The 20167-nt window shown below is 63.9% G+C and carries 21 protein-coding genes; 4 read left to right on the top strand and 17 right to left on the bottom strand.

Annotated elements, in window-relative coordinates; all coding sequences use genetic code 11:
- Positions 1-39: 39 nt before the first annotated feature.
- The 8 genes from DC522_RS00510 to DC522_RS00475 form a co-directional block, all read right to left on the bottom strand.
- Complete coding sequence (locus DC522_RS00510) at positions 40-522, bottom strand: ATP F0F1 synthase subunit B (RefSeq protein WP_205769456.1); 483 nt, start codon at positions 520-522, stop codon at positions 40-42.
- A gap of 22 nt (positions 523-544) precedes the next feature.
- Positions 545-1096, bottom strand: a complete 552-nt coding sequence (locus DC522_RS00505; protein WP_116526731.1) for a F0F1 ATP synthase subunit B' — start codon at positions 1094-1096, stop codon at positions 545-547.
- 108 nt (positions 1097-1204) lie between these two features.
- Complete coding sequence (locus tag DC522_RS00500; RefSeq protein ID WP_116526730.1) at positions 1205-1429, bottom strand: F0F1 ATP synthase subunit C; 225 nt, start codon at positions 1427-1429, stop codon at positions 1205-1207.
- A gap of 56 nt (positions 1430-1485) precedes the next feature.
- Positions 1486-2214: a F0F1 ATP synthase subunit A gene (locus tag DC522_RS00495; protein ID WP_116526729.1), complete on the bottom strand. Its 729-nt coding sequence runs from the start codon at positions 2212-2214 to the stop codon at positions 1486-1488.
- Between the two features lie 60 nt (positions 2215-2274).
- The gene (locus DC522_RS00490; protein WP_116526728.1) at positions 2275-2646 is read right to left on the bottom strand and encodes an AtpZ/AtpI family protein; all 372 of its coding nucleotides are present in this window, start codon (positions 2644-2646) and stop codon (positions 2275-2277) included.
- Positions 2647-2852: 206 nt separating this feature from the next.
- Entirely contained in the window at positions 2853-6311 is a 3459-nt protein-coding gene (gene smc, locus DC522_RS00485; protein ID WP_116526727.1) for a chromosome segregation protein SMC, read from the bottom strand.
- A gap of 180 nt (positions 6312-6491) precedes the next feature.
- Positions 6492-7130: a DsbA family protein gene (locus DC522_RS00480; protein WP_116526937.1), complete on the bottom strand. Its 639-nt coding sequence runs from the start codon at positions 7128-7130 to the stop codon at positions 6492-6494.
- 73 nt (positions 7131-7203) lie between these two features.
- Positions 7204-7713 (bottom strand): DUF721 domain-containing protein, encoded by a 510-nt coding sequence (locus DC522_RS00475; RefSeq protein WP_116526726.1) that lies wholly within the window; start codon positions 7711-7713, stop codon positions 7204-7206.
- A gap of 57 nt (positions 7714-7770) precedes the next feature.
- Between DC522_RS00475 and mutY the strand changes: the two genes are divergently transcribed.
- A complete protein-coding gene (gene mutY / locus DC522_RS00470; RefSeq protein WP_116526725.1) occupies positions 7771-8898 on the top strand; it encodes an A/G-specific adenine glycosylase in 1128 nt (375 codons plus the stop codon).
- A gap of 187 nt (positions 8899-9085) precedes the next feature.
- Here the strand turns inward: mutY and DC522_RS00465 are convergent, their stop codons facing one another.
- Complete coding sequence (locus DC522_RS00465; protein ID WP_116526724.1) at positions 9086-9982, bottom strand: LysR family transcriptional regulator; 897 nt, start codon at positions 9980-9982, stop codon at positions 9086-9088.
- Between the two features lie 74 nt (positions 9983-10056).
- Here DC522_RS00465 and DC522_RS34530 point away from each other — a divergent pair, with 74 nt between their 5' ends.
- A complete protein-coding gene (locus tag DC522_RS34530) occupies positions 10057-10221 on the top strand; it encodes a hypothetical protein (protein ID WP_165820000.1) in 165 nt (54 codons plus the stop codon).
- Here DC522_RS34530 and DC522_RS00460 read toward each other — a convergent pair.
- The gene (locus DC522_RS00460) at positions 10214-12064 is read right to left on the bottom strand and encodes an iron ABC transporter permease (RefSeq protein WP_205769452.1); all 1851 of its coding nucleotides are present in this window, start codon (positions 12062-12064) and stop codon (positions 10214-10216) included. The two genes, DC522_RS34530 and DC522_RS00460, sit on opposite strands and share 8 nt — an antisense overlap.
- Positions 12061-13038: an ABC transporter substrate-binding protein gene (locus DC522_RS00455; protein WP_116526723.1), complete on the bottom strand. Its 978-nt coding sequence runs from the start codon at positions 13036-13038 to the stop codon at positions 12061-12063. Before DC522_RS00455 ends, DC522_RS00460 begins: the two co-directional genes overlap by 4 nt.
- A gap of 62 nt (positions 13039-13100) precedes the next feature.
- On the opposite strand from DC522_RS00455, the gene DC522_RS34525 reads away from it, so the two are divergent.
- A complete protein-coding gene (locus tag DC522_RS34525; protein WP_165819999.1) occupies positions 13101-13238 on the top strand; it encodes a hypothetical protein in 138 nt (45 codons plus the stop codon).
- A 13-nt stretch (positions 13239-13251) separates the two neighbouring features.
- Here DC522_RS34525 and DC522_RS00450 read toward each other — a convergent pair whose 3' ends face one another.
- The 3 genes from DC522_RS00450 to DC522_RS00440 form a co-directional block, all read right to left on the bottom strand.
- The gene (locus DC522_RS00450) at positions 13252-14448 is read right to left on the bottom strand and encodes a site-specific DNA-methyltransferase (protein WP_116526722.1); all 1197 of its coding nucleotides are present in this window, start codon (positions 14446-14448) and stop codon (positions 13252-13254) included.
- A 159-nt stretch (positions 14449-14607) separates the two neighbouring features.
- Positions 14608-15249, bottom strand: coding sequence for a ribonuclease HII (locus DC522_RS00445; RefSeq protein ID WP_116526721.1), 642 nt, complete (start codon positions 15247-15249; stop codon positions 14608-14610).
- A 176-nt stretch (positions 15250-15425) separates the two neighbouring features.
- The gene (locus DC522_RS00440; RefSeq protein ID WP_116526720.1) at positions 15426-16598 is read right to left on the bottom strand and encodes a PA0069 family radical SAM protein; all 1173 of its coding nucleotides are present in this window, start codon (positions 16596-16598) and stop codon (positions 15426-15428) included.
- 122 nt (positions 16599-16720) lie between these two features.
- On the opposite strand from DC522_RS00440, the gene DC522_RS00435 reads away from it, so the two are divergent.
- The gene (locus DC522_RS00435; protein ID WP_116526719.1) at positions 16721-17212 is read left to right on the top strand and encodes a hypothetical protein; all 492 of its coding nucleotides are present in this window, start codon (positions 16721-16723) and stop codon (positions 17210-17212) included.
- A 160-nt stretch (positions 17213-17372) separates the two neighbouring features.
- On the opposite strand, the gene moaB is transcribed toward DC522_RS00435, so the two are convergent.
- The 3 genes from moaB to DC522_RS00420 all read right to left on the bottom strand — a co-directional run bounded on the left by moaB (position 17373) and on the right by DC522_RS00420 (position 19911).
- Entirely contained in the window at positions 17373-17927 is a 555-nt protein-coding gene (gene moaB / locus DC522_RS00430; protein WP_116526718.1) for a molybdenum cofactor biosynthesis protein B, read from the bottom strand.
- 177 nt (positions 17928-18104) lie between these two features.
- Positions 18105-18968, bottom strand: a complete 864-nt coding sequence (locus DC522_RS00425) for a neutral zinc metallopeptidase (protein ID WP_116526717.1) — start codon at positions 18966-18968, stop codon at positions 18105-18107.
- A gap of 100 nt (positions 18969-19068) precedes the next feature.
- Positions 19069-19911: a uracil-DNA glycosylase family protein gene (locus DC522_RS00420; RefSeq protein ID WP_116526716.1), complete on the bottom strand. Its 843-nt coding sequence runs from the start codon at positions 19909-19911 to the stop codon at positions 19069-19071.
- Positions 19912-20167: the final 256 nt, after the last annotated feature.

The raw sequence follows: 20167 nt of genomic DNA, 5'->3' as shown, positions 1-20167 counted from the left end.
AGGGGCGGCCTTTGAAAACGTTGGCGATGCGCGAGAGGCTTACTGAAGCTTCGAGCGCACGTCGTTGAGGCCCTGAGACACCAGCGAGGCCGCGGTGTTGCCGGTGATCTCCTGGCGCAGGACGCGCTCGGAGGCCTTGACGGCGGCATCAATGGCAGCGGCCCGGACCTCGGCGGCAGCCTGGGCCTCGGCCTGGGCGATCTTCGCCTCGGCGGAAGCGGTGCGGCGCGTCACGAAGTCGGCCATCTTCTCCTGAGCCTCGCGGGCCATCCGCTCGGCCTCTTCCTTGGCGGAGGAGACGATCTCGGCAGCTTCACGTTCGGCGGCGGCGCGCTTGGCTTCGAATTCCTTCAGGAGCTTCTCGGCATCCTGGCGCAGGCGCTGGGCCTCGGCGAGTTCGTCGGCGATGCGCTTGCCGCGGGAATCGAGCTGATTCATGACATTGCCGGGCACGCCGTAATAGAAGAGCAGCCCGAAGAAGATGACGAAGGCGACGCCGACCCAGAAGGTGGGATTGGCCAGAAGGGCGGACATGGGGCTCTCCTTACGCCTGGGTTTGATCGAGGGCGGCTTCGACCGCCTGCGGGGCAGGGGCCTTGCCGGTGAGCCGTTCGACGATGGCCGTGGCCGTCTCGGCGGCAATGCCGCGAACATGGCTCATGGCTTCTGTCTTCTTGGCCGTGATGGTGGCCTCGGATTCAGCCAGACGCTTGTTGAGGTCGGCTTCCAGGCTTTTACGCTTGGCATCGCTTTCGGCGGCGAGCTTGGCGCGGGTTTCCTGGGCGAGAGCCTGAGCGCGGCCCTTGGCCTCGGCCAGAGCCTTCTCGTAGGCGGTGCCTGCCTCTTCCGCGCGGGTCTTCATGGCGGCGGCTTCGTCGAGATCCCTCGCAATCAGCGTGCGGCGGTTCTCGATGATGCCGGTCAGACGCGGCAGAACGAGCTTCGAGAGAAGGGTGTAGAGCAACACGAAGGTGATCGCGAGCCAGATGAGCTGACCTGCGAAGGTTTCCGTCGCGAAGGGCGGGAAGGTGGCATCCGCCGCATGGGCGCCGCCGTGAGCTTCCGTACCAGCCTGGGTGGTCTGAGCCTGAGCCATGGAAATGGTCCTGGAATGTGGAAATGACGGCGGGGTCTGCCGCCGTCACTGTCTCAAGCAAGGCACAGATTGAAGCGCCTTGCTCTCCCGATCACCGAAAGAAATGAATTAGGTGAACAGCAGGAGGAGGGCGACGACGAGGCAGAAGATGCCGAGACCTTCCGCGAGCGCCGCACCGATGAACGCGCGAGCGAACTGGCTGTCAGCGGCCGACGGGTTGCGCAGAGCGCCCGAGAGGAAGTTGCCGAAGATGTTGCCGACGCCCAGAGCGGCGAGGCCCATGCCGAAGCAGGCGAGGCCCGCGCCGAGGAACTTGAAAGCGATAGGATCCATCGTGTGATCTCCTAGGGGTGATGATCGGGAGAGGAGGGAAGGGACGACGCCGAGCCTTAGTGTCCCGGATGCAGGGCGTCGTTGAGGTAGATGCAGGTCAACACCGTGAAGACGTAGGCCTGCAGAGCGGCGACGAGGAACTCGAGCGCCGTAAGACCAACCGCCATGAGAAGCGGGAGGGGGGAGAGGAGTGCGATGCCGATGCCGGCGGTGCCGAGCGACACCACGAAGCCGCCGAAGACCTTGAGGGCGATGTGGCCCGCGAGCATGTTGGCGAAGAGACGGAGGCTGAGCGAGATCGGACGAGACAGGAAGGAGATGATCTCGATGACGGAGATGAAGGGCAGAAGCCAGCCCGGCACGCCCGACGGCACGAAGAGATGCAGGAAGTGCATGCCGTGAGCGACGAAGCCGTAGATAACGACCGTGCCGATCACCAGAAGCGCGAGCGCGAAGGTCACGACGATCTGGCTGGTGACAGTGAAGAATCCCGGGATCATGCCCAGCAGATTGGCCGTCAGCACGAACATGAAGAGCGAGAACACGAAGGGGAAGAACTTCATGCCTTCCCGGCCCGTGGTGTCGGTGAGCGTGGTGGCCACGAAATCATGCAGGATTTCGGCAACCGACTGGGCGCGTCCGGGGACGAGCGCCTTCTTGCGCGTCGCGTAAAGCAGGCCGCCGACGATGACGGCGGCTGCGCCGATCATGAACAGCGATGAATTGGTGAAGTTGACGACCGGAATAATGGGCTTGACCTGGAATTGCTCGATCGGGCTCGCCATGATCCGCTCTCAAATCCTGCTGTTGCGCTGCTGTTTAAAAAGAATCGAAACCGAGGCTTCTCACTGTTTGTCGTCATGCCGGGCCGGCTTCACCATGCCGGCTGCCCGAAGAAGATTGAGCATGCCGGCGCAGAAGCCGAGGAGAAGACAAATGATGAGACCCCAAGGCGAAACACCGAAAAAGTGATCGACAAGCCAACCCACGATGCCGCCTGCGATCACCCCTGACACGAACTCGGCCGAATACCTGAAGGCTTGGCCGATCGCACTGGAATCCTGCTTTGGGCGTTCGCGAGGTTCAGCCTCAGCCCGCTGTACGGATGCCTGAGAGATCCGTGCATCGAGAGATTTCAGCCTCGCCGAAAGGTTGGCATCGTCGGCACCATCCGGTTTCCGCTCATTTTCGCCGTTCCGCCCGGTAGGGTCCGCCATTGCGATCTCCTAAAAAGCGTTGCGGGAAAATGCTTGGAAGCCTGGCCCCGAAAGCCGGGCGCAACATATGAGCGGGGGTCCCCCCTGTCAAGGACCGTCTGAAAAGATCTAAGTGTCTGAAATTTCGACGATAAGTGCGTTTTCGGGCGCGCTTGGCCTAAAAGCGCACACGTTTTTAAGGCCGAAGCATGGCGGGGCTAAAAGCCTTAGGCCACCTCAAGAATGCGCTCGGCGCTCTGCAGATCGACCGACACCAGCTGCGAGACGCCGCGTTCAGCCATGGTGACGCCGAAGAGTCGGTCCATGCGGGCCATGGTGATCGGGTTGTGGGTGATGACCACGAAACGGGTTTCCGTCTGGCGGGCCATCTCCTCCAGGAGATCGCAATAGCGCTCCACGTTCGCGTCATCGAGCGGGGCGTCCACCTCGTCCAGCACGCAGATCGGCGAGGGATTCGTGAGGAACACCGCGAAGATGAGGGCGGTGGCCGTCAGCGCCTGCTCGCCGCCTGAGAGCAGGGTCATGCTCTGAGGCTTCTTGCCGGGCGGGCGGGCCAGGATCTCGAGGCCGGCTTCGAGCGGATCGTCCGAATCGACCAGGGTCAGCTCCGCCGTGCCACCGCCGAAGAGGGTGGTGAAGAGGCGCTTGAAATGGGCGTTCACCACGTCGAAGGCAGCAAGCAGACGCTCGCGACCCTCGCGGTTGAGGCTGCCGATGGCCTGACGCAGGCGTTTGATCGCTTCCACCAGGTCGTCGCGCTCGGTGGCGATGCCCGTGTACTTGGTCTCGAGCTCGGTCAGCTCCTCGTCGGCGCGCAGGTTCACGGCGCCGAGGCGCTCGCGGTCGGCCTTCAGAGAATGGAGCTTCGATTCGATCTCGGAGTGGGAAGGCAGCTCGGTCGCCTCTCGCAAGCCTGCCATCTCGATGAGGACTGCCGGGGTCGTCTCGAGATTCTCCGCAATGGCGCGGGTGATCTCGGCGAGACGCTGTACGGCGGCCTCATGGCGGGCCTGGGAGCCGGCGCGGGCCTCGCGCGCGGCGGCCAGAGCTTCGAGAGCTGCGCGGGCGGCGCGGTCCGTCTCGGCAAGGCCTGTTTCGGCATCGGCGAGCCGGTCGGCGGCCTCCTTGCGCTTGGCCTCGGCCTGTTCGACCTCGGCAATGAGGGCGCGGCGGCGCTGGAGATAGGTGTCGGGAGCCTCCAGCAGGCGCTGGTGCTCGTCCTGGGCGCGCTCCAGGCGCTCGCCCAAATCCTCATGGGCCTTGGCGGCGCGGGCGGCGCGCTCGGTCCAGAGGCGGATATCGGCGGCGATCGAATCCTGACGGCGGCGGCGAAGCTCGGCTTCGTGCATCAGGGACTGTACGGCGGCGCGCGCCTCGGAGGCGGCGGCCCGGCGCTCGGCCACACGGGTGCGCTCTTCGAGCAGGCGGCTTTCGAGATCGGGCGCGGGGGCGAGTTCCTGCAGGGCGCCTTCCGCATCCTGCACGCGCTCCAGGGCCTCGGCCTCGCTCTCGGAGAAGCGTGTCAGGCCCTCCTGCAGGGCCGAGCGGCGCTGGCCGAGTTCGGCTTCCTTGCGCTCGGCGACGGAGAGGCGGGTCCGGGCGGCGTCCAGGGTCTGACGGGCCTGGCGCGCAGCCTCGATGGCCTGCATTTCGCGGGAAGCGGCCTGGCGAACCGCTTCCAGCGCGGCTTCGGCCTCATGGCGCAGCTGCTCGGCCTGCTCGCGGGCCTCCGCGGCCTCGCGTTCCAAGTCGCCCAGGCGGTTCTTCTCAGCCAATCGGCGGGCCGCCGGCGAGGGGGCTTCCGCCGCCGTGGTGAAGCCGTCCCAGCGCCACAGGTCGCCTTCCTGCGAAACGAGGCGCTGACCGGGCTTCAGAAGGCCGCGCAGGCGCAGGCCATCGGCTTTGCTCACCACGCCGATCTGCTTGAGACGACGTTGCAGCTCCACGGGGGCCTTGGAGAGATCGGCAAGAGAGCGAACGCCCTCCGGCAGGGAAGGATCGCCCTCGCCGGTGCCGGTCATTTCCCAATGATGCGGGGCAGACGGATTGGTGGAGGCTTCGAGATCATCGCCGAGGGCCGCGCCGAGCGCCGCTTCATAGCCCTTCTCGACCGTGATCTGGTCGAGGGCCGGAGGCCAGAGATCGCCGGTCGCGGAGGTGACGAGCTTGGCGAGGGTGAGCACCTCGGTTTCGAGCCGCTGGGCCTTGCGCTCGGCCTCGTTGAGGGGCTGGCGCAGCCGGCTTTCCGCCTCGCGGGCGGCAGCCAGAGCCTCGCGGGCCTCGATCACGGCCTCTTCGGACGCTTGAGCGGTTACCTCGGCCAGCGCCGTTTCCTCGCGCAGGTCGTCGATGGGCGGACCGTCCTCGTGAGAGGCGGAAAGTGCCTCGATCTCGCGCTCCAGCCGCTCCTTCTCGGAGCGGAAGCGCGCGGCGCGCTCCATCTCCTCGCGTACAGAGCGCTCGAGCGCGGCGCGGCGGGCATTGAGGTCGGAAGTCTGGGCTTGAAGGGCACTCAGTGCCGCTTCTGCCTCCGCCAAGGCAGCTTCGGCCGCCTGGAGGCGCTCCTCGTTCTCGGCCCGGACATCGTCGGCTCCGTCCGTGGTCTGGGCGATCTCGGCGGCCTCGACCTGCAGGCGCTCGATGGTGGCTTCCGCATCGGCGCGCTGGGCGGCCTCGCGGGCGATGTCCCGGTTGAGGTCGCCGATATGGCGCTCCAGCTCGACCACGCGTTCCTTGGAGCGGCGCTCTTCCGATTCGAGCTCGTTGCGGGCATGGGTCAGGCGCTGCAGGGCCGCAGCGGCCTCGGCCTCGGCCTGGCGCAGGGCGGGGATGCCGTGGGCCGCGACGGCCTGGGCGGTGGCTGTCCGGGTCTGCTCCTCGGTGAGGTCCGCGACCGCCTTGAGGTCTTCGGCCACTTGGCGCTCGGCGGTGGCCGCCTGCTCGCGCGCATCGGCATAGCTGATGGCGTACATCAGTGCCTCGAGACGGCGGATTTCGGCCGAAAGGTTCTTATAACGGGAGGCCTGGCGACCCTGGCGCTTCAGGCTTTCGATCTGGCTCTCGAGCTCCCGGATCACGTCCTCGACGCGGACCAGGTTGTCCTCGGCGGCCTTGAGGCGCAACTCCGCCTCATGGCGGCGGGCATGGAGGCCGGCGATGCCGGCGGCGTCTTCCAGGATGCGGCGGCGGGCCTGGGGCTTGGCCGAAATGATCTCGCTGATCTGGCCCTGACGGACGAGGGCGGGCGAGCGCGCGCCGGTGGCGGCGTCCGCAAACAGGATCTGCACGTCGCGGGCGCGCACTTCCTTGCCGTTCACCCGATAGGTGGAGCCTTCCTCACGCTCGATCTTGCGCGAGATCTCAAGAAGATCGGTATCGTTGAAGGCGGCCGGCGCCGTGCGCTCCATGTTGTCGATGGTGAGCATCACCTCGGCCCAGTTGCGGGCTGGGCGCCCGCCGGAGCCGGAGAAGATGACGTCATCCATCCCCGTGGCACGCATGTTCTTATGGGAGTTCTCGCCCATCACCCAGCGCAAGGCTTCCACGAGGTTGGACTTGCCGCAGCCGTTCGGCCCGACCACGCCGGTGAGACCCGGCTCGATCAGGAAGTCGGTCGGCTCGACGAAGGTCTTGAACCCTGCAATGCGAAGGCGCGTCAGCTTCATGGACGCACTCCAGCCATCGGTGCTAGAGCGCCACAGAACCCTCTCCCCCCTTGTGGGGGAGAGTCGGAGAGGGGGGTGTTTCCGCAGGAATGAAACCAGTGTGGAGCCAGCACCCCCACCCTAGCCCTCCCCACAAGGGGGAGGGGACGAGCCTCAGCGCTCCCGGAAACGAGAGTGACTTTATTCGCCCAGCAGAGGTTTGACGACCTTTTCAATCTCATCGATCGACAGGCTTCCCGGATGACGCTGACCATTGATGAAGAAAGTCGGCGTGGAGTCTACGTTGAATTGCTCCATACCCCGGTTCTTCACCGCGTTGACTGCGTCATAAAGTTTCTGGTCCTTGAGGCAAGCGTCAAATTTTTCCTGTGAAAAACCCGCCTGGCGCATGAGCTGGCGCAGGGCGTCCAAGGGCTTATCCACAAAAGCCCAGTTCCGCTGCTGCTCGAAGAGCATGTCGGTGATGGGGTAATATTTGTCATTCCCGTCGCAGCGGGCGAGCATGAAGCCGGCGGTCGCCAGAGGATCGAGGGGGAATTCGCGCAAAGTGAAGCGGACCTTACCCGTGTCGATGTAGCGCTTCTTCAGCTCAGGCCAGGTGTTCTTGTGGAAATTGGCGCAGTGGGAGCAGGTGAGGGAAGCGTACTCGACGATCGTCACCTTGGCGTTTTCCGGACCCAGGGCCACGTCCCCGAGGGGCCCCTGCACTGCGAGATCCTGAACGGACACGTTCTGGGCCATGGCCGGAAGGCTCGTGGCGAGGAAGGCCGTAACGGCTGCGGTTCCGAGAAGCTGAAGCGTCTGACGCCGGGTGATCATGATCGGGAGAACTCCTGAAGAGGTTTCGTTCTGCGGTAGAATGCCTTGGGCAGCGAGGCAAGCGCCTGCCATCTCACGCTTTCGTGCGTGAACCGGAGCTGACGATGGCCTGGCCCAGCCGGTCGAGGGCAGCTTTCAAGCCATCTTCCTCAATGTCGTGAAGAGCGGAGCTGACCTTCGCCTTGTTCTCTGGTGTGAGAACCGGAGCGGGAGGCTTCTTCTTCTCGACCCGCCGCACGGGGCCTTGCTTCAGCACGATTTTCCCGATGCAGCGCCAGCCGTAATAGGTGTTCACCCGGTCGATGACGGTCGGGGCCATGTGCTGGAGTTCGAGCGCGAAGGCGCTTTCTACCCGGATCACGAGAGTGGCCGGCTCCGGCCGCGCCTCCGGGTCGGCATGGGGTGGCTTTCGCTTCCATTCGATCTTGAGCGGCTGGGTGAAGGCGGCGAGCCGATCGCCCACGATATCGGGCCAGGCCATGAGGATATCGGAGGTCGCAAAGCCTTGCGCCGCCAGGCTCGGGGAGAGACAGGCGTCGAGAAACTCGGCAAGGGGGCGGGCGAGAGGCCTCGGCTGTCTCATGTTGAATGTCCAAAAGCCGCGTTGGAATATTCGGTGTAGATCGCTATTCCAAATCTCATGTTAACGCCCGCCTTGAGCGCGACCAAGCCCGATCCGCAGGACCTGCTTGCCTGGTACGACCGTCACCGGCGCGATCTGCCGTGGCGCTCCAAACCCGGCGAGACGGCAAACCCTTACCGCGTCTGGCTCTCAGAGATCATGCTGCAGCAGACGACGGTGGTGGCGGTCAAACCCTTTTACCTGAATTTCCTGGAGCGGTTCCCCAATGTGGAGGCTCTCGCCGAAGCTCCATCGGATTCGGTCATGCAGGCTTGGGCGGGGCTCGGCTACTATTCCCGCGCCCGCAATCTCCATGCCTGCGCCAAGGCGGTTGTGGAAAACCATGGCGGGCGGTTTCCCTCGACCGAGTCTGAACTTCTGACGCTTCCCGGCATCGGTGCCTATACGGCAGCGGCCGTCGCGGCGATTGCCTTCAACCAGAAGGCCGCTGCGGTGGACGGCAATGTGGAGCGGGTCATGTCCCGCCTCTTCATGGTCGAGGAGCCTCTGCCCAAGGCGAAGCCGCTGATCCGCTCGCTGACCGAGGAACTCGTGCCCGAGGACCGGCCTGGCGATTTTGCGCAGGCCGTGATGGATCTCGGCGCCACCATCTGCTCGCCCAAGCGACCGGCCTGCGCGCTGTGCCCCTGGATGAAGCCCTGCCAGGCCCGCGCCGCCGGCCTGCAGGAAACCTTCCCGAAGAAGCAGAAGAAGGAGACAGGACAGTTGCGCAAGGGCGCGGCCTTCGTGGTGCTGCGCGCCGACGACACCATCCTGCTGCGCACCCGCCCGCCGACAGGCTTGCTCGGCGGCATGGCCGAGCCGCCGACCAGCGAGTGGGAGCCGAATTACGAAGCGTCCCGCGCGGTGCTCGACGCACCCATCGAGGCGCGCTGGCAGCGCCTCCCCGGCACGGTTCGTCACGTCTTCACCCATTTCCCGCTGGAACTGACGGTGCTCTTCGCGAAGGTGCCGAAGGGCACGCCCGCGCCCAACGACATGCGCTGGACACCGCGCCTCCAACTGCAGGAGGAGGCGCTTCCCGGTGCCATGAAGAAGGTGCTGGTGCATGCGCTGGGCGATCTGCCGGGAGCGAAGAAGGCTTCGGGTAAGAAGTCGGGTAAGAAGCAAGCGAAGAGCGCTTAGACAGAGCCACGATAATCCCCATAGCCTCACCCTGAGGAGCGAGCTTGCTCGCGTCTCGAAGCCTCATTCTGAGGAGAACCGTGAGGTTCGTCTCGAAGGACGAGGCGTCTCCAGAGCGCTACGGATCCTCCTTCGAGACGCCGCTTGCAGCGGCTCCTCAGGATGAGGTCTGTAATTTGTGAGGGAATCAGCCGCCCACGAGCGCCTTCTGACTGCGCTTGAACAAGGCCGCTAAAGCATTCGCCACGCGCGCCACGTTCGGCCTGTTGCGGCTGCGGCGATGCATGACGAGGAAGACGTCCTCGATCAAATCGCCTTCGGGCTTTACCACCTGCTTGAGATCGGGATCGGAATCGCCGAGCCAGCAGGGAAGGAAGGCTGCTCCGAGACCCGCTTTCGCCGCCTGATAGCGGATCGGCATGTCGCCGATTCGCGCCGCGATGGTGCGGCCTTGCGCGAACTCGGCGACATAAGCGGCCTGCCGCGACAACGTCGGATCCTCCGGCGGCGCGATGACGGCGTCCGGGTTTTCCGTGGTGGCGTAGATGGCGAATGCGATCTGTCCGATCTTTCGCACGACGAGATCGTCCGTGCCCTCGGGCAGGGTTCGCATGCGTAAGCCAATGTCGGCCTCGCCCGAGGCGAGATCGAGCCTGCGGCGGGTCGGGATATAGGCGATCTCCACGGGCTCGGCAGCCTTGTGCAACTCCGCCGAATGCAGCGACAGGAACATGGCGACCGACGATGTCGCCGTGACCCGGACGGGCGCATCGGGATCGGGCCTGTAGGCCGCAGCCGTGCGCGACACCACGCTTGCCGCCTCGCCCATGGGGGAGGCGGCGTCAAGGATCGCCCGGCCTGCCTCCGTCAATTCGAGATTGTTGGGACCGCGCTGAAAGAGATCGAGCCCAAGGGTTTCCTCCAGTGCCTTGATGCGCCGGGCAATCGTCGGCTGGCTTTGGCCCAAGGCTTTCGCCGCCCCGTTCATCGATCCATGAGCCACCACGGCCAGGAAGATCCGCAGGTCGTCCCAGGACGGTTCCGTGAAGGCAAGGTGAAAGGGGTCGTGAGGAGCATGAGCCATGACAGGATGCTAAAACGTTGGGCCGGGATCGGCATAGGGGAATGTTCCGGGCTTGAGGACAAGCCCACCATCGCGTGAAGACCCTTTGCCCGCAGCCCTTCAGCCGCGTGAGAGCATTCTACACTTCTGACGAGGTCATGGGGCTTCACAAGCCGAAAGACTCGGGCGAGAAGCGCTTCAAGAGCTGGTACGATCCCAACTTCGATGCCGGCCCGATCATCTCGTGGCACCCTATGTGACGTGGGATCCGTATTGCGGCTGCTCCCGTGATCTGACCATCCGTGTTTTCGAAAAGAGCGTCCACACACCGCCAATGGAAGAAAGCCAGCTCTTCGATGCGGAATTGCTGCAATGGCTTTCTGACTCATCGGAAAGCTGCCAGGGCAGCGCATGTTCCGGCAGATAAGAGCCAAGTGCATCGAGCAGCAGCATGGCGACAGCAACCACGGCGATAGTTGCGATCGCGACAGCGGAGGCTTGGCTCGCAAGGCCGGCCTCCTCGAGATTGTAGAGCACGACACCGATCGTCTCGGTGCCCGCGGACCAGAGCAGGGCGGAGACGGTGAGCTCGCTGAAGGCCAGCAGAAATGCCATGAGCCCTCCCGCTGCTGCTGCAGGCAGGAGAGAGGGTAAAATCAGGTCGAGAAGCCGGCGCATCAATCCTGCGCCGTCGAGCGCTGCTGCTTCTTCTTGAACAGGATCGACTTGCTCCATCCCGGCCAAGACAGGTTTGAGCACGACCGGTAGGAAGCGGGCCAGATAGGCGAAGACGATGATCCAAGGCGTGGCGTAAAGGGAAATCCCAATCAGCGGAAGCGGCTTCAGGAAAAGCAGGATGCAGGCAATGGCGAGCACCACGCCGGGAAGCACATAGGAGATTTCGAGGACAGCCTGAACGGCTCCCCTGGATGATGCCATGCGACGGACCAGGACATAGGCAAGCGGCAGCGAGAGCGTCGCGAGAAGACAGGCCGCGCCTCCGGCGAAGAGAAACGAATTCCGGAATGCGCGCTTCGTCACATCCTGCCGCACGAGGACCTCGACGAAATTGTCGAGCGTCATCGTGGATAAGGACAACGACATTCCATAAGACGGGACTAGGGATGTCGTGAGCAGCGACAGAACCGGCAGCCCCAGCGTCAGGACGAGCGTGCCGATCACCAGGCCCTGAGCAACGATGCGCAGGCGGCCGAGCCGCCAGAAGGGTTGGAGCGGCGCATCTTCCTCAAGCTGCACCGCGTCGCTGCGCATCAGCAATTGGCTGACCAGCACGCATAGAGCGGCCACGAGGGCCATCAACAGACCCAAGGCTGCCACATCGCTGATGACGCCCGGGCCGAAGCTCGACAGGCGCCTGTAGATGAGAACGGGTAAGGTGAGATAGTTCACCGGCGCGCCGAGAAGAGCGGGAATGCCGAAATTGCCTGCCCCCGCGACGAAGGCCAGCAGTGCGGCTCCCACGAGATGAGGACGGAGGAGAGGAAGCAGAATATCGATGACGATGCGCCAAGGCCGGGCGCCATCCACCCGCGCTGCTTCGACAATGGCGCACGGAACGCGCTTCAGCCCCGCCAGCAGGATCACGAAGACGAGGGGCGCATGATGCAGTCCGAGAACCAGAACGATGCCATTGCGCCCCAGCATCGGGTTGGCGCTGCCCGGCGCAGGAGCAAGCCCGAGAGTGCCCAGCAGCGGTGAGGCGGGGCCTGCCAGATGCAGGAATGCGAGAGCCACCACCTGCGGCGAGATCATCATCGACAGGAAGAACAGGAAGGACGCAGGTTTGCGGCCGCGCAGATCCGTGACGCTGAGAAGAAGGGCCATCACCCCGCCGACGAGCAATGAGAGGAGGCTGGAGGCGAATGCGGTCTCCATCGTCGCGAGCATGGCGCGGGTGGCCGACCGGCTTGCCACGATCTCAAATGCCCTTCCCGGATCGAAGAGACCGCCGGGAGTGACCGCAGCAAGCAAGAGGCGTGCCGCCGGCAGGAGATCGAGCAGCAGAACGAGCAAAGCAGGAAGAGCGAGGAGGCTGAGGCCTCCTCGCTCCAGGAACGATGGAATGGATTTCTGACGTCTCACTGCCCGAAGATATCGGCGAAGGCCGCCTTGTTCTTCGTCTCGTCGGCCAATGCCTTGGCAGCGTCGAACGACATGACCTTGATCTGGTCGCGCGCAGGATAGCCTTCCGGCAGAGGAACTGCGGGATGAGCGGCGATGTAGCCCTGCTTCAGGGCGAGCTCCTGGCCTTCCTTCGAGAGCAGGAAGTCAATGAAGGCGCGCGCGGCTTCGGGGTTTTTCGTGGTCTTGAGGATGGCGACCGGCTCGGACACGGCCGAGACGCCTTCCTTCGGGAACACGAACTCGACGGGGGCGCCCTTCGCCTTCTCGCGGATCGGCATGTAGTCGACGATGACACCATAGAGCTTCTGTCCGCCGGCGACCTGCTTCAGCACGTCGCCGTTGCCGCCGCCCGCCATGGCGTCGTTCTGCTTCAGCGCTTCATAATACTTCCAGCCGCCTTCGATATTGCCGGTCAGGGTCGCTGCATGAATGAGCGCGGCGCCCGAGGTGAGGGGGCTTGGCATCACCAGCTGGCCCTTGACCTCCGGCTTCGTCAGATCGAGCCAGGAGGTCGGCTTGAACGAAGCCTTCGTGTTGTAGGCAATGCCGGTGGTGATCAGCTTCGTGGCGAACCAGAACTTCTGCGGATCGTGGGTGCCGGCCGGATAGGCGGATAGGTCGGCTTTCCCGTGAGCGAGCAGCCGATTCTCCTTTTTCAGGCCCTCCATCGTCACGCTGTCTGCGATCAGAAGGACATCGGCCTGGGGTTGCCCGGCCTCGAACTCGGCGCGCAGCTTGGCGAGGATCTTGGGCGTACCGTCGCGCACGAACGTGATGTTCACGCCCGGATGCTTCGCCTTGAAGGCGTCGATCGTCTGCTGCGCGTCGGTATTCGGCTGACTCGTATACAGCACGAGATTGCCGGAGAGCGCTTGAGCGTGAGCGAAAGCCGGAGCAAGGGCGAGAAGGGCGGAAAGAACGAGGCGCTTCATCAGTTGATCTCACTGTGATTGAATGCCACGCGCTAACAGCGCTTGGTGAAGGTGATGTGACGGTGCGAGCCATCACACCGCTCGACGTCATCACCGGCCTTGTGCCGGTGATCCCGATGTTGGGGTTCGGTGCTCCTCTGAAACGGGATGGCCGGGACAAGCCCGGCCATGACGAAGAGCTAAAGATGACGAAGAGCTAAATTGGTGTGAGCTTCACGCCGCCAATTCCGCCCGCACCTTCGTTCGGAACTCGTCGATCGAGACGAGCTTGCCGTTCCGCTCGACGTGCCAGAAGGTCCAGCCGTTGCAGGAGGGGAAGCCCTGCGTCAGCGCCCCGATCTTGTGGATCGAGCCGACGATGGGCCCGAGGGCCAGCGTGCCGTCGGCACGCACCACGGCCTTGTGGCGGCGGCGTTCGTCGACCAGCGTTTCGCCGGCCTTCACGTAGCCGCCCTCGATGAGCGAGAGGAACGGCACGCGCACTTCCGTGCGCTTTTCCGGCGGAGCGGCAATCGACACGTCATCGAGCGGCTGAACCGCATCGATGCGTTTGCGCGCGGCTTTCGCATAAGTCGGATCGCGTTCGAGGCCGATGAAGTTCCGGCCGAGCATTTTTGCGACGGCACCGGTGGTGCCGGAACCGAAGAAGGGATCGAGCACCACGTCGCCCGGATTGGACGAGGAGAGCAGCACGCGGGCGAGCAGCGCCTCGGGCTTCTGCGTGGGATGGACTTTACGTCCTTGCTCGTCCTTCAGGCGCTCGTCGCCGGTGCAGATCGGGATGAACCAGTCCGAGCGCATCTGCACGTCTTCATTGCCGGCTTTCAGCGCATCGTAATGGAAGGTGTAGCCCTTCGAATCCGCGCTCTTCGAGGCCCAGATCATGGTCTCGTGCGCATTGGTGAAGCGGCGGCCCTTGAAGTTCGGCATCGGATTGGCCTTGCGCCACACGATGTCGTTGAGGATCCAGAAGTCGAGATCCTGCAGGGCAGCGCCCACGCGGAAGATGTTGTGATAGGAGCCGATCACCCACAATGTCGCGTTCTTCTTCATCACGCGGCGCACGGCGGAAAGCCACGCACGGGTAAAGCCATCGTAATCGGCAAAGCTCGCGAACTTGTCCCAGTCGTCGTCGACGGCATCGACGAGGCTCTGGTCCGGACGCGTGAGCGCCTGTTCGAGCTGGAGATTGTAAGGCGGGTCCGCGAAGACCACATCCACGCTCTCAGGGGGGAGCTTCTCGAGATTGGCGATGCAATCACCGAGAAGGATCTCATTGAGAGGAAGAGGCTTCGGCAGGACGGAGAGGGAGGCTTTACGCCCCGTCCGAGGAGCCGGCGCAGACCGCCCGGTACGCGAGACACTGATCCGGGAGGCGGCGCCGGCAGCCCCGGTACGCAAGGTACCCATGGGTGATCACCGGTTACGCAACTGACACTCAGGATCATCGTCCGTTAGGGTAAAGATCAGGTTTCCAGCTTGAAAAAATCGCGTCTTATTTTGGGTCGGCAAATCTTGCCGACTTATTGAAAAGATTGAGCTTTTCGGGTTAACGCGCGTTAGGTTTGGTTACAGGTCCAGTAACCCTTGCCGCAAGGGCGCAAAACTTAAGCGATGGAAGGGGCAGGGGCCGTCCGTGGCGAGCACCTGAAGATGCGTTTTCGTGCTGTAGCCCGCGTTGCTGGCGAAACCATAGGCCGGGTACGTCTCGCTGAGGCGCGCCATCATCCGGTCGCGCACCACTTTCGCGACAATGGAGGCGGCGGCAATGGAAGCGATGCTGGAATCGCCCTTGATGACCGCTTCCGTCGCGCAGGGCAGGCGCGGCGGATCGTTGCCGTCGACGAAAGCCATATCCGGCGTGCAGGGGAGGGCAGCCAGGGCCCGGCACATGGCGAGGAGCGAAGCCTGGCGGATATTGATGGCGTCGATCTCGGCGTGGGACACCGACGCAATGCCCACCTTCGACGTCGCGAGAATTTCGGTAAACAGCGCCTCGCGCTTCTGCGCGGTCAGCGCCTTCGAATCCGCCAGACCCAGAGGCACGTAGTCGAGATCGAGCACGACCGCCGCCGAGACGACCGGCCCCGCCAGCGGCCCGCGTCCAACCTCGTCGAGGCCTGCGATGCAGCTATAGCCCAGCGCGCGGGCGGAAAGCTCGCGCTCGAGGCCGAGGCCGGTTTTCTTCAGTGAGCGAATCGGTGCGGTCATGGGATGGGATCAAAGCGGCAGGAAGCCGCCTTGTCATCCGCGCTTAATGCCGCCGTCGTGAATACCCTCTTCGCCATCGCCGGTTTTGGGCCGGGGATCCGCGTCTTCAAACCACAGTGGTTTCTAAGACGTGGATGGCCGCAACGAGTGCGGCCATGACGAGAGGAGCCTTACGCTTAGAACAAACTGAGCTGCCCCGTCTCCTTGGCGGGAGCCTTGAACAGGTCCTTGCGCAGGGACAGGTTGCGCTTGTTCAGCCCGAGCCGCTCGGCGGCGGTCTCGAAGCGGCGGCCGATCATCCAGGCATAGGGGCCGACGCCGGATTGGCGGGTGCTCCAGCCGGAATCGTAATCCTTGCCGCCGCGCGCCTCCTGCAGCAGCGAGAACACGTGCTTGAGCTTGTCGGGGTAATGCTCCACCAGCCAGTCGCGCATCAGGTCCTTCAGGTCGTGCGGCAGGCGAAGAAGCACATAGCCTGCCTCCTGCGCGCCGGCGATCTGAGACTCTCTGAGAATGTTCTCGATCTCGTGGTCGTTGATGGCCGGAATGATGGGGGCCACCAGAACGCTCACCGGAATGCCGGCCTCCGAGAGCTTGCGCACGGTCTCCAGGCGCTTGGCGGGAGTGGCGGCGCGAGGCTCCATCTTGCGCGCGAGCTTCGGATCGAGGGTCGTGATCGAGATCGCGACTTTGACCAGATGCTTGTCCGCCATCTGGCTCAAGATATCGATGTCACGGGTGACGAGCGCCGATTTCGTCACGATGCCGACGGGATGGTTGGCGCGGTTCAGCACCTCCAGGATCGAGCGCGTGATGCGGAATTTCCGCTCCACCGGCTGGTAGGGATCCGTGTTGGCGCCGAGCGCAATCGTGGTCGGCTGGTAGCTCGGTGCGCGCAGCTCCTTCTCCAGGAGCTCAGGCGCGTTCGTCTTGACGAAGATCTTGGTCTCGAAATCGAGCCCGGAGGACAGACCCTGATAGGCGTGCGTGGGGCGTGCGAAGCAATAGGAACAGCCGTGCTCGCAGCCGCGATAAGGGTTGATCGACTTTTCGAAGAGGATGTCGGGCGAATCGTTCTTCGTGATGATCGTGCGCGGCTTCTCGATGATCACCTCGGTCGGCAGGGGAGGCAGTTCCTCCTCGATGTCCCAGCCGTCGTTGAAGCTCTCGCGCTGCGCGGGCTCGTAGCGTCCGGTCGGGTTCGACACGGCACCCCGGCCCCGGCGGCGGTCCATCTCAACCCGGTAGGCCGGATCGTCCATGCGACGGCGCGCAGCCTCCGCCGCCTCGATCGGCGAACGCTTCGCAGGCCTCAATGGAGCGGGCTGATCCTTGAAACGGATGGACATGACGGCCTCGGGCGAATCTCGAAAGAACGGAATAAGAACAGAACAAATAAGGAACAAAATCAAGTGGCCTTGACCGTTATCTTGCGGGCGACGTCTTCATCCGAAGGGGCTATAAGAGGCGCATGATCACCGTTCTCGTCCGTGTCACCCATGGGCCCGAGGCCCTGGCCGCCACTTTGAGCGCTCTCGTGCCTGCTGTTGCGGCAGGCCTCGTGGGCGATGCCGTGATTCTGTCGGCTCGGCAGGATGAGATGCTGGCGAAAGTGGCTGATGCGGCGGGGGCCAACCTGATCGTGGCGGAAGAGGTTTCCTGGAAGGACGGCGCGCACGCTGCCCGGCGCGAGTGGCTGCTCTGCCTCGATGATGGCGATATCCCGCAGGAGGGCTGGGTTCGGGTTCTCGACCGCTTCGTGAGCCTCGGCTCACCTGAGCGGGGACTTGCCCGCTTTCGCCGTCACGGCAACGGCCTTGCAGGTCTGCTCCGGCGTGTGTTCTTCCGCTCAAAGGTTCACGCAGGCGATCTCGTGCATCGCCGTGTGCTGCTCAACGAAGTGAAGGCCCGAACGCCAGTGCGCCTCCCGGCCCGAATCGAGCGCGATCCGGTTTTCGGCTGATTTAAAGCACCTCACAAAACCGCCCTGAGCCTCACCCTGAGGAGGGTTGCGCCAGCAATCCATCTCGAAGGACGAGGCGTCTCCAGCGCTCTCTGGACTCTCCTTCGAGACGCAGCCTACGGCTGCTCCTCAGGATGAGGGCGGGTTTTGTTAGGTACTCTTAGCCTTTCAGCTTGCCCCGCTTCAGGTGCTCGTCGAGGCGCGGCATGATCTCCACGAAATTGCAGGGGCGGTAGCGGTAATCGAGCTGGGTTGCCAGAATGCCATCCCATGCATCCTTGCAGGCGCCGGGAGAGCCCGGCAGAACGAAGATGAAGGTGGCATTCGCCACGCCTGCTGTTGCGCGCGACTGGATCGTCGAAGTGCCGATCTTGTCGTAGGAGATGCGGTGGAAAATGGCGGAGAAGCCGTCCATGCGCTTCTCGAACAACGGCTCGATCGCTTCCGGCGTCACGTCGCGCCCGGTAAATCCCGTGCCGCCCGTGGTGATGATCACGTCGATGGCGGGATCGGTGATCCAGCCTTTCACCTTTTCGCGGATCGCCTCGACGTCGTCCGGCACGATGGCGCGATCGCTTAAGCGGTGGCCTGCCTTCGTGACGCGCTCGGCAAGCGTCGCGCCCGACTTGTCGTCTTCGAGGACACGTGTGTCGGACACGGTCAGCACCGCGATGGACAAAGGAATGAAGGTGAGCGTTTCATCGATACCGGGCATGAAAGAACTCTCGGGTGATCGACCGACATCTAACGCAGAGGCGTTCATGCTTCCAATAGTGTCATCCCGGACGAAGCGCAGCGAAGATCCGGGATCGCTCAACGAGAATGATGCCTTATTCTGCACGCGGTCCCGGATCGGCTTTCGCCGTCCGGGATGACACCTTTTGGTTGGGTCTTAAAGCCTTGCCGCCCTGAACGTATCGCAGGACTGGACCTGACCGCTCTTCAGGCCGGTCGTGAGCCAGCGCATGCGCTGCTCCGACGAGCCGTGGGTGAAGGAATCGGGCACCACGCGGCCTTGGGTCTGCTTCTGCAGACGGTCGTCGCCGATGGCTTCGGCCGCGCGGATCGCTTCCTCGATGTCGCCCTGCTCGAGCGATTTCCAGCGCTGGTCGGAGTGATGCGCCCAGACACCTGCCAGGCAATCCGCCATGAGCTCGACGCGGACGGAGAGCTGGTTGCGCTCCGTCGTGCCGACCTCCTGCTGGCGCTCCTGGACGCGCGGGAGAATGCCGAGCAGATTCTCGACATGGTGTCCGACCTCGTGCGCGAGCACATAGGCATAGGCAAAGTCGCCGCCTGCACGGAAGCGGCGCTGCATTTCCTCGAAGAAGGACAGGTCGATGTAAACGGTCTGGTCGAGCGGGCAGTAGAAGGGGCCCATGGCCGATTGCGCACCGCCGCAGCCGGAGCGCGTCGCGCCGGAGAACAGCACGAGCTTCGGCTCGCGATATTGCCGGTTCACCTGCTGGGGCAGCACCGTCTTCCACACGTCTTCCGTGTTGCCGAGGATCGCGGCGGCAAAGCGTCCGGCCTCGTCCTGCGGCGTGCCCTGACGGCCCTGTTGTTGCTGGTAGCCCGAACCGCCGCCTGCGATCATCTCCGCGCCGCCGATCAGGATACGCGGGTCGATGCCGAGCGCCCAGCTGATCAGGCCGAGCACCACGATGGTGCCGATGCCGAGACCGCCCGCGCCGCCAATGCCCATGCCGCGACGGTCTTCCACATTGGACGAGGTTCGAAAGTCTTCCCAGCGCATGTTCCACCTACAAGCAGCAGCCTGATTTGCCGCATGAGCTTAAGGCGCAAATGTATGAACGAGTTCCGAACGCCCTTAGGCGAGGGCTATTGCGGAAGGGCTATTCCTTGGCGTCGAGGGCGCGCCGCAGAGCCATGAAGTCTCGCCAGCCGAGGCGCTTCTGGAGGGGCTGGCGCAGCAGATAGGCCGGATGCAGCGTCGGCAGCGCCCGGATCTCGCGGCCGTCCTCGGTCTTGTAGGTGAACCAGCGCCCGCGGGTGCGCAGGATTCCGTCCTTCAGGCCGAGCAGGTTCTGGGCCGCCGGGCCGCCGAGGCAGATCAGGAACTCAGGAGATGCCAGCTCGATCTGGCGCGCGATGAACGGCTTGCAGATCGCGATTTCCTGCGGGGTCGGCGTGCGGTTGCCCGGCGGACGCCAGGGCACGATGTTGGCGACGTAAACCTGGGAACGGTCGAGGCCGATGGTGGCGAGCATCCGGTCGAGGAGCTGGCCGGAGCGGCCCATGAAGGGCTTGCCGATCCGGTCCTCGTCCGCGCCGGGGGCTTCGCCCACCAGCATCACGCGGCCTTCCGGATTGCCGTCGGCAAAGGCCAGGTTCTTGGCGGAAAACTTCAGGGCGCAGCCCTCGAAGCCCGCGAGAATCGTCTCAAGCTCCTCCAGCGACTGCGCATGGCGTGCCTGCTCGCGGGCAAGGCCGGCCACCTCATCCGGCGCACCGGCAGCAGCCTTGGGCAACGCGCGGGGCGGGGGAGACGAGGCCGGAGAGGATGAGGCTAGCGCCTGCTGCCCCTGTGGGGCAGTGCCCCTCGCCTGAGCGGGCTCGGGCTTCGGTTCGGCAAAGCGGTTATGCGGGGTCTCGTCGAGCGCAAGATCAACCCCCGCCTCGACATGGAAGTCGAGGAGTGCCTTCAAAGCATCTCGGTCGGCGGGCAAATCCTGCATGGAGCGTATGTAAGCATCCCGGAGGAGGGGGACAACTCAGGATGTTCTGCCCAGATACATTTATCGTCTTGTTTTTCTTGAGATCGGCCCGCCGGCATCAAGATAGAGGGTGATGATCGGCTTTCGGCATAACCTTATGATGAAAGGGAACTTTCAGCCGAAGCCCAATGAAGCTAGGAACATTCCTCAACGAAGGCCGTACTTGAGAAGGCGAGCCGGATTGTTCATATGTAAACCGTCTGGCTTTTGATGCTTC

The organism is Microvirga sp. KLBC 81 (genome assembly GCF_003075415.1).
Classification (GTDB): Bacteria; Pseudomonadota; Alphaproteobacteria; order Rhizobiales; family Beijerinckiaceae; genus Microvirga.
The sequence above is the reverse complement of the archived record's forward strand: the minus strand, read 5'-3'. Positions and strand labels throughout refer to the sequence as shown.